Origin of the sequence: Stenotrophomonas sp. HMWF003 (assembly GCF_003061285.1) — a bacterium.
GTDB classification, from domain to species: Bacteria; Pseudomonadota; Gammaproteobacteria; order Xanthomonadales; family Xanthomonadaceae; genus Stenotrophomonas; species Stenotrophomonas maltophilia_AP.
In genome coordinates this window covers 1-7,947 of the sequence record NZ_QAIW01000070.1, presented here as the reverse complement: position 1 = coordinate 7,947, position 7,947 = coordinate 1, and the positions used below count along the sequence as shown (strand labels likewise).

8 protein-coding genes and 1 pseudogene are annotated in these 7,947 nt (G+C 67.2%); 7 read left to right on the top strand and 2 right to left on the bottom strand.

Features of this window, described 5'->3' with window-relative positions:
* The first annotated feature begins 206 nt into the window (after positions 1 to 206).
* On the top strand, positions 207 to 803 hold the full coding sequence (locus tag DBR34_RS02695) for a DUF1439 domain-containing protein (protein ID WP_128095588.1): 597 nt from the start codon (positions 207 to 209) through the stop codon (positions 801 to 803).
* A gap of 54 nt (positions 804 to 857) precedes the next feature.
* Here the strand turns inward: DBR34_RS02695 and DBR34_RS02690 are convergent, their stop codons facing one another.
* Together DBR34_RS02690 and DBR34_RS02685 are read right to left on the bottom strand one after the other, a co-directional pair.
* Positions 858 to 1,400 (bottom strand): type 1 glutamine amidotransferase domain-containing protein, encoded by a 543-nt coding sequence (locus DBR34_RS02690; protein ID WP_128095587.1) that lies wholly within the window; start codon positions 1,398 to 1,400, stop codon positions 858 to 860.
* A gap of 123 nt (positions 1,401 to 1,523) precedes the next feature.
* On the bottom strand, positions 1,524 to 1,991 hold the full coding sequence (locus DBR34_RS02685; protein ID WP_128095586.1) for an SET domain-containing protein-lysine N-methyltransferase: 468 nt from the start codon (positions 1,989 to 1,991) through the stop codon (positions 1,524 to 1,526).
* Positions 1,992 to 2,166: 175 nt separating this feature from the next.
* Between DBR34_RS02685 and DBR34_RS02680 the strand changes: the two genes are divergently transcribed.
* The 6 genes and pseudogenes from DBR34_RS02680 to DBR34_RS02655 all read left to right on the top strand — a co-directional run.
* A complete protein-coding gene (locus DBR34_RS02680) occupies positions 2,167 to 2,619 on the top strand; it encodes an SUF system Fe-S cluster assembly regulator (RefSeq protein WP_038689897.1) in 453 nt (150 codons plus the stop codon).
* 16 nt (positions 2,620 to 2,635) lie between these two features.
* Positions 2,636 to 4,111, top strand: coding sequence for a Fe-S cluster assembly protein SufB (gene sufB / locus DBR34_RS02675; protein ID WP_128095585.1), 1,476 nt, complete (start codon positions 2,636 to 2,638; stop codon positions 4,109 to 4,111).
* Between the two features lie 66 nt (positions 4,112 to 4,177).
* Positions 4,178 to 4,942, top strand: coding sequence for a Fe-S cluster assembly ATPase SufC (gene sufC / locus DBR34_RS02670; protein WP_128095584.1), 765 nt, complete (start codon positions 4,178 to 4,180; stop codon positions 4,940 to 4,942).
* Positions 4,942 to 6,204: a Fe-S cluster assembly protein SufD gene (gene sufD / locus DBR34_RS02665; protein WP_128095583.1), complete on the top strand. Its 1,263-nt coding sequence runs from the start codon at positions 4,942 to 4,944 to the stop codon at positions 6,202 to 6,204. Before sufC ends, sufD begins: the two co-directional genes overlap by 1 nt.
* On the top strand, positions 6,201 to 7,457 hold the full coding sequence (locus DBR34_RS02660) for a cysteine desulfurase (protein ID WP_128095582.1): 1,257 nt from the start codon (positions 6,201 to 6,203) through the stop codon (positions 7,455 to 7,457). Before sufD ends, DBR34_RS02660 begins: the two co-directional genes overlap by 4 nt.
* Before the next feature lie 166 nt (positions 7,458 to 7,623).
* Positions 7,624 to 7,947 (top strand): annotated as a pseudogene (locus DBR34_RS02655) (hypothetical protein); the annotation flags it as partial.

Here is a 7,947-nt window from a genome sequence, read left to right as displayed (position 1 = left end):
CCGCCGATGGCCCCCTGCGGTACCAAGGCGGGTATCGCCTGCAGCCACGCCCCGACGCAAGCGGCTGGGAAATCCACGGCGCGTCGCTGCAGCCCGTGCTGGACTGACCGCCCGGCAATCACCGTGCAGCGGCGGCACGGCATCCAAGCTGGATTCAGCCGGAAGCGCTATCGTTGGCGCCTCCCCCTTCGCTACGGCCCGCCCCCATGAACGCACGCCCGCTGTTGTCCCGCATCGCCGCATGCACCGTGCTGATCGCCGCCGCCGTCGGTGCGCAGGCCGCACCCAGCGTGTCCGGCCGCCAGCTGTCGGTGGGCGCCAGCGACGTGCAGCAGTACCTGGACGGCAGCTTCCCGCGCACCCAGGATGCGCTCGGCGGGCTGATCGCCATGACCATGAGCCATCCGCAACTGGCCCTGCCACAGGGCAACCGCCTGGATCTGGGGTTCGATATCGCCATGGCCACCGCCGGCAGCGCGCCGGCCGCGCTGGGAAAGGTGAAGTTGAGCAGTGGCCTGCGCTACGACGCACAGACCCAGGGCTTCCACCTGGACCAGCCGACCGTGGACGACTTCACCCCGGCCAACAACGGTGGACGCCTGGATTCGCGCACGCGCAGCCTGCTCAATGCCTGGCTGACCGACTATGCGCGGCGCGAGCCGATCTACAAGATCGACCCCACCGTGGCCAGCGTGCTCGGCGCGCTGCAGGTGCAATCGGCGCAGGTGGAGAACGGCAAGCTGGTGGTGACCTTCAACCAGGACCTGGGCAAGCTGGTTCCGGCGGGCATGCTGGGCAAATGATGCAAGGGCGTACCGGCCGTTGGTCGGTACGCCCCACGTCGGTACCCGCCAGGATCAACCTGCCAACGCCTTGGCCACCGCGTCGGCGAACGCCGGAATGTCATCCGGCTTGCGGCTGGTGATCAGGTTGCCGTCCACCACCACTTCTTCATCGCGCCACTTCGCGCCTGCGTTGCTCAGGTCGGTTTTCAGCGACGGCCACGACGTCACCGCGCGGCCCTTTGCCAGCCCCGATTCCACCAGCAGCCACGGCCCATGGCAGATCGCCGCGACCGGCTTGCCGGAGGCGCCAAATGCCTTGATGAAGTCCACAGCCTGCGCGTCGATACGCAGTTTGTCGGGGTTGATCACCCCACCGGGCAGCACCAGCGCGTGGTACGCATCGGGCTTGGCCGCCGCCAGCGCCTGATCCACCGCCACCGATTCGCCCCAGTCCTTGCCCTTCCAGCCGCGGATCTGGCTGGCATCGCCGGGGGCGATCACCGTCACCGTGGCGCCCCACGTTTCCAGCAGGCGCTTGGGCTCCTGCAGTTCGGACTGTTCAAAACCGTCGGTGGCCAGGATCGCCACCTGCTTGCCGTTGAGTGCGTGTGCCATGGAAAGGCTCCGGTAGAAAGGAGCCTTCAGTCTGCCGCGCCGCGCATTGGGCAGCAGTGACCAGCATGTGCAGGGCGCGTGGGCAGTGCCGGCAGCCACCGGCACCCCGTGCACGCAACCGGATCAGCGCTTGGGCTGCAGCATCGTCCCGGTGCACTTCTTCGACCCGCAGCGGCACTCCCAGATCTTCTTCAGGCGCGCGGTGTGGCGCTCGGCCAGGGTGATGCCGTAGTTGTAGGTCAGCTCGTCGCCCGGCTTGATGTCCTTGATCGCCTCGATGAACACCTTGTCGTCGCGGCGGTTGTCGCCCTCGGCTTCCTCGATCACCGCCTCGCAGTTCGGGTCGCAGCTGTGGTTCAACCAGCGCGCGTCGTTGCCCTTGTAGTTGGCATCGATGACGTAATCGTCATTCAGGGTGAACAGGAAGGTGTGCCCGCTCTCGACATCCCCGGTATCATCGGCATCCACGTCGGCGTGGCTGCGCAGCAACCCCTTGTACTGGATGACCCGCTCGCCCTGCTTGATCGGCGCCAGCGCGAATACGCCGTTGCCGTGGATGGAGGACTTGCGGGCTTGGATCTTCTTGGGCATGTGGCTGGCCGTTGCGGAAGGTAGGCAACGATTCTCGCTTAATCTTTGTGATTGCCAAAGCCACGCGATGCCAAGCCCCTGCAGCATCCCCCGGGATCGCCCCTGAACGGGGTGGGTTGGATGCCCGCGGAGAAAAGCGTACAATTTCAGTCCGCTTTACGATTTCACCCTCCCCATGCTCCGCGTCACCAAACTCACCGATTACGCCACCGTCGTGCTGACCGTGCTCGCCGCCCGCCCGGGCGAAGTGCTCAGTGCGACCGAACTGGCCGAGTTCGCCAGCCTTGAACCGCCCACCGTCAGCAAGCTGCTCAAGCCGCTGGCCCAGGCCGGGCTGGTTGAAGGCCTGCGCGGCGTGCGTGGCGGTTACCGCCTGACCCGCCCGGCCGAGCAGATCACCCTGTTCGAGATCGTGGAAGCCATGGAGGGCCCGCTGGGCCTGACCGAGTGCGCCCACGAGCACAGTCAGTGCGGGCGTGAGATGCAATGCGGCGCCCGCAGCAGCTGGCGGCTGATCAACGACGTGGTGTCCGAAGCACTGCGCGCGGTCAGCCTGGCGCAGATCCTGCCCCCTCTTCCCCTTGTTGATGCTTCGCGCCGCGTGATCGCGGCCGATGTCGTCTCCTGATCCACAGGCAGCCCCCATGGCCACCGATATCCTCGACACCGTCGCCACTGGCGATACCCCCAACCGCGAGATCCACGAGCAGCTTGGCCGCAAGTATTCGGCCGGCTTCATCACCGATATCGAATCGGACTCGCTGCCGCCCGGCCTGGACGAGGACACCATCCGTGCCCTGTCGGCCAAGAAGGACGAGCCGGAATGGATGACGCAGTGGCGCCTGGACGCCTACCGCCACTTCCTGACCATGCCGATGCCGAACTGGGCCAAGCTGCAGATCGCCCCGATCGACCTGCAGTCGCTGAGCTACTACTCCGCGCCGAAGGGCCCGAAGTACGCCTCGCTGGACGACGTGCCCAAGGAACTGCTGGACACCTACGACAAGCTGGGCGTGCCGCTGCATGAGCGCGCCAAGCTGGCCGGCGTGGCCGTGGATGCGGTGTTCGATTCGGTCTCGGTGGGCACCACCTTCCGCAAGGAACTGGCCGAGAAGGGCGTGATCTTCTGCTCGATGTCCGAAGCCATCAAGGAGCACCCGGAGCTGGTCAAACAGTACCTGGGCACCGTGGTGCCGGTCGGCGACAACTACTTTGCCGCGTTGAATTCGGCGGTGTTCTCCGACGGCAGCTTCGTGTTCATCCCCAAGGGCGTGCGTTGCCCGATGGAACTGAGCACGTACTTCCGCATCAATGCCGGCCACACCGGCCAGTTCGAGCGCACCCTGATCATCTGCGAGGACAAGGCGTACGTGTCCTACCTGGAAGGCTGCACCGCGCCGATGCGCGATGAGAACCAGCTGCACGCCGCGGTGGTCGAGCTGGTGGCGCTGGAAGATGCCGAGATCAAGTACTCCACGGTGCAGAACTGGTACCCGGGCGACGAGAACGGCGTGGGCGGCATCTACAACTTCGTCACCAAGCGTGCCGAATGCCGGGGCGCGCGCAGCAAGGTCACCTGGACCCAGGTGGAAACCGGCTCGGCGATCACCTGGAAGTACCCGTCCTGCGTGCTGCTGGGCGACGACTCGGTGGGCGAGTTCCACTCGGTGGCGCTGACCCACCATCGCCAGCAGGCCGACACCGGCACCAAGATGATCCACATCGGCAAGCGCACCAAGAGCAAGATCGTCAGCAAGGGCATCAGTGCCGGGCGTGGCCAGAACACCTACCGTGGCCTGGTCAAGGTGGACCGCAACGCCGACGGCGCGCGCAACTACACCCAGTGCGACTCGCTGCTGATCGGCAAGACCTCCGGCGCGCACACCTTCCCGTACATCGAGGTCAAGAACCCGAGTGCGACGGTGGAGCACGAGGCCACCACCTCCAAGATCTCCGACGACCAGCTGTTCTATTGCCGCGCCCGCGGCATCGACCAGGAAAACGCGGTGTCGATGATCGTCGACGGCTTCTGCAAGCAGGTGTTCCGCGAGCTGCCGATGGAGTTCGCGGTGGAAGCCAAGAAGCTGCTGGAAGTGTCGCTGGAAGGGTCTGTGGGTTAACCCGACAGCCGCCGTCGTTTGAATTTTTCAGCCACGCATGGCGTGGCTCTACACCGGATTCGTATCATGCTGAAGATCGACAACCTCCACGCCCGCATCGGCGACAAGGAAATCCTCAAGGGCCTCTCGCTGGACGTGAAGCCCGGCCAGGTGCACGCCATCATGGGCCCCAACGGCGCCGGCAAGTCCACCCTGGGCAACGTGCTGGCCGGCCGCGACGGCTATGACGTGAGCGAAGGCACTGTGCAGTTCGAAGGCAAGGACCTGCTCGAGCTGGCGCCGGAAGAACGCGCCGCCGCCGGTCTGTTCCTGGCCTTCCAGTACCCGGTGGAAATCCCCGGCGTCAACAACACCTACTTCCTGCGCGCCGCGCTCAACGCCCAGCGCAAGGCGCGCGGCGAGGACGAACTGGATTCGATGCAGTTCCTCAAGCTGGTGCGCCAGAAGCTGGCCGTGCTGCACCTGAAGGACGAACTGCTGCATCGCGGCGTCAACGAAGGCTTCTCCGGTGGTGAGAAGAAGCGCAACGAAATCTTCCAGCTGGCCGTGCTTGAACCCAAGCTGGCGATCCTGGACGAAACCGATTCGGGCCTGGACATCGACGCGCTCAAGAGCGTGGCCGACGGCGTCAACGCGCTGCGCTCGCCGGACCGCTCCTTCATCGTCATCACCCACTACCAGCGCCTGCTCGACTACATCAAGCCGGACGTGGTGCACGTGCTGGCCGACGGCAAGATCGTGCAGAGCGGCGGCCCGGAACTGGCCCTGGAACTGGAAGCCCACGGCTACCACTTCCTGAAGGACCGCGTGGTGCCGGAGGCAGCGGTCTGATGAGCGCCCTGCTCGATTCCCTCGCCAGCGGCTTCTGCGGCAGCGACGCGCGCCGCGCCGAACTGGACGCCGCCCTGCAGGCCGGCCTGCCCGGCCCGCGTACCGAAGCCTGGAAGTACACCTCGCTGCGCCAGCTGGAACGCCGCAGTTTCCACCCGGCGCCGCTGGCCGCCACCGACGTCGATGCCGCGCTGCTGGCCGACATTCCGTCGCCGCGCCTGGTGTTCGTCAACGGCCGTCCGTCGCAGGCGCTGAGCGATGTGGCCGCGCTGCCGGCCGGCATCCAGCTGCAGACCCTGTCCTCGGCGCTGGCCGCCGGCGACGAAGCCCTGCGCTTTCTCGGCCGCCGTTTCGAGCGCAGCGACGAAGTGTTCGCCCGCCTCAACGCCGCCCTCGCCGATGAAGGCGTGGTGGTGCGCGTGGAAGACGGCGCACAGGTCGAACTGCCGCTGCAGCTGGTCTTCATCAGCGTGGCCGGCGAGACCGACCTGGCCTGGCACCACCGCCACCTGATCGAACTGCGCGCCGGCGCCGCGCTCGGGGTGGTCGAACACCACCTGCATGTAGGCGATGCCGCGCACCTGGGCAACACCCTGGTGCACGTGCACCTGGCCCAGGACGCCGTGCTCTCGCACGCCCGCGTGCAGGCCGACAGCGGGCGCGCCACCACCCTGCTGCGCACCGACGCCGTGCTCGCCCGCAACGCGCAGTACCGCCGCATCGACCTCGAACTGGGCGCCGCATTGAGCCGCCACGAGCTCAACGTGCGCCTGGAAGGCGACAACGCCCAGCTCACCGCCAACGGCGTGTTGCTGGGCAATGGCCGCCGCCACGTGGATACCCGCCTGGGCATCGAGCACATCGCGCGCGACACCAGCTCGCAGATGCTGTGGCGTGGCGTGGCTGCCCACCGCAGCCGCGTGGTGTTCCATGGCGGCATCCACATCCGCGCCGGCGCCGATGGCACCGATGCCAACCTGTCCAACAAGAACCTGCTGCTGTCGGCCGATGCCGAGATCGATACCCAGCCCACGCTGGTGATCGACGCCGACGAAGTGAAGGCGGCCCACGGTGCCACCGTCGGCCAGCTTGATGCCAACGCCCTGTTCTACCTGCGCTCGCGCGGGTTGGCCGCCGACCAGGCCCAGCAGCTGCTCAGCGCGGCGTTCTGCCATGAACCGCTGAACGCACTGGATGCGCGCCTGACCGAGCAACTGCGCCGCCAGCTCGACATCGCCCTGGCCCAGGCAGGCGTGGCATGAACCTCTCCACCGCGCGCCCGGCGCCCGATACCGCGGTGGCCCCGGACTGGGACCGCGTCCGCCTGGACTTCCCGCTGTTGATGCGCGAAGTGCACGGCAAGCCGCTGGTGTACTTCGACAATGCCAACACCGGCCAGAAGCCGGTGCAGGTCATTGGCGCGGTGGATGAGTTCTACCGCCGCTACAACGCCAACGTGAGCCGCGCGGTGCATGCGCTGGGCACCGAGGCCACCGATGCCTACGAAGGCGCGCGCAGCAAGCTGGCGCGCTTCCTCAACGTGCGTGCCAGTGAACTGGTGCTGTGCAGCGGCACCACCTTCGCGCTCAACCTGGTGGCGTACTCGTGGGCCTTGCCGCGGTTGAAGGCCGGTGACGTGATCCTGGTGTCGCGCATGGAACACCATGCCAACATCGTGCCGTGGCAGCTGGTGGCCGAGCGTACCGGCGCCACGATCCGCGTGGCCGAGATCACCCCCGACGGCGCGCTCGACCTGGACGCCCTGCGCCGTACGATGACCGCCGAGGTCAAACTGCTTGCCGTGGCGCACGTCTCCAACGTGCTGGGCACGGTCAACCCGGTCCGCGAGATCTGCCGGGAAGCGCGCAAGCGCGGCATCATCACCGTGGTGGACGGCTCGCAGGCCGTACCGCACCGCAAGGTGGACGTGGCCGCGATCGGTTGCGACTTCTATGCCATCACCGGCCACAAGATGTGCGGCCCCACCGGCACTGGCGCACTGTGGGCACGCCGCGAGCACCTCGACGCGATGCCGCCGTTCATCGGGGGCGGCGAGATGATCAAGGAAGTGAGCTTCGAGGGCACTGTGTTCAACGATGCCCCGCACAAGTTCGAAGCCGGCACCCCGAACATCGCCGGTTTCATCGGTCTGGGCGTGGCGGTGGACTACCTCGAATCGCTTGGCCTGGACCACGTGGAAACCCGCGAAACCGAGCTGCTGGCACACTTCAACGAAGAGCTGGGCAAGATCGACGGCCTGCGCATCTTCGGCACCACGCCGGACAAGGCGGCGGTGGTCTCATTCCTGATCGAAGGCGCCCACTCGCACGACCTGGCCACCCTGCTGGACCTGGAGGGCGTGGCGGTGCGGTCGGGCCAGCATTGCGCGCACCCGCTGCTGCAGTACTACGGGGTGGCGGCGACCTGCCGTGCGTCGCTGGCGTTCTACAACACGCACGACGAGATCGAGCGCTTCATCACCGCGTTGAACAAGGTGCGCAAGCTGCTGGGCTGACAGCACCCCAACGCTGGGTACCCGGAACGCCGCGAGAGATCGCGGCGTTCTGCGTTCGGGCGCTCCGGGTGGGCCCAACGCCCCCTCCGGGCACCGTAGCCCAAGTCCGCCCACCGGTGGCCCAACAATGCGATAATGCGAACACTTCTCATTTGCGCACTTGGCGATGCCGTTCCCCCTCCTTCGCACGGGCCAGCCGCTCGTCGGTCCGCCGTGGTCGCCCCGCCCGCCTGCGTTCGTCGAACGCCATGCGCGTGCCCTCGCGGCCGGCATCACGGTGCTGGCCCATGTCGGCCTCTTCGTGGCCCTGCTCTGGACGCAGGCCTATTCGCCGGCTGACCTGCCGCCACCGCCGGCCGAGCGCACCCAGCTGATCCTGCTGCCGCCGCGTGCGCCGGAAGTCCCGCTGGAAGAGATCGTCGCCCCCACCCCCAGCAGTGCCGCCGCAGTGCTCAAGCAGAAGCCGGAGCCGCCGCGCCCGCTGCCGCAG